The sequence below is a fragment of the Mesorhizobium sp. FG116 genome (genome assembly GCF_057809835.1).
Map to the genome: position 1 here is coordinate 1 of NZ_JBMDKS010000126.1, position 974 is coordinate 974.

General features: G+C 58.9%; 1 protein-coding gene. It reads left to right on the forward strand.

What is annotated here, in order from left to right; genetic code table 11:
• Window positions 1-174 precede the first annotated feature (174 nt).
• On the forward strand, window positions 175-974 hold an 800-nt coding region (locus ACODTY_RS24065; RefSeq protein WP_488996694.1), incomplete at its 3' end, for a hypothetical protein.

Below are 974 nucleotides of genomic sequence, written 5' to 3' on the forward strand. Positions count from 1 at the left end.
GCTTGCAGGCGCTACCCGAGCTAATGTCAACATGCCGGGAAGCAAATGTGACATTGAAACTTCTACTCCAACTCCCCTCAACCTTCAACTTCATCGTCTTCTGTCCCGCTATGCCATCTCGCCTGACCTGGCGCTGGTGATTGCCGAACATGCCTTCCGTGCAGGGAGGGCGCGATGACCGGATTTTATCAGGCTAGCCCCATAAAACGGGTGCGCGCCACCAAGGCCGAAATCGAGGAACGCCGCAGCGGCCTGCTGGCAATCGTCAGCCAGATGCACCCAATGACGGTGCGCCAAGTGTTTTACCAGGCTTCGGTCGTTGGGCTGGTGGACAAGTCGGAGGCTGGTTACGCGAAGGTGCAGACCGATCTGGTCATGCTGCGCAAATCCGGACTTCTTGCCTACAACGCACTGGCCGACAATACGCGTTGGCAACGTCGACCACAGACCTTCGGTTCGGTCGAGCAGGCACTCCTGGATACGGCACGCTTCTACCGCAAGTCGCTGTGGGCAGATGCCGACTCCTACGTCGAGGTGTGGCTGGAAAAGGACGCCCTGTCCGGTGTCATCCACCCGGTTACCGACCTCTACGACGTGCCACTGATGGTTGCCCGTGGCTATGCCAGCCTGTCCTTTCTTCATAGCGCGGCCAACTACATCACCAGCCTCCAGGTGCCGACCTACATCTACCATCTCGGTGATTACGATCCTTCCGGCGTCGATGCGGCGCAAAAGATCGAGACGACGCTGCGGCAGATGGCACCTATGGCTGAGATCCACTTCGATCGCCTCGCCGTGCTGCCGCCCCAGATCGAAGCCTGGCACCTGCCGTCACGACCGACCAAGACATCCGACACACGATCCGGATCGTTCGGCGACATTTCTGTCGAACTCGATGCCATTAAACCAGACGACTTGCGCGACATGGTCGAGCAAGCCATCTCGCGCCACCTTCCGCCTGAACAATTCCAGAT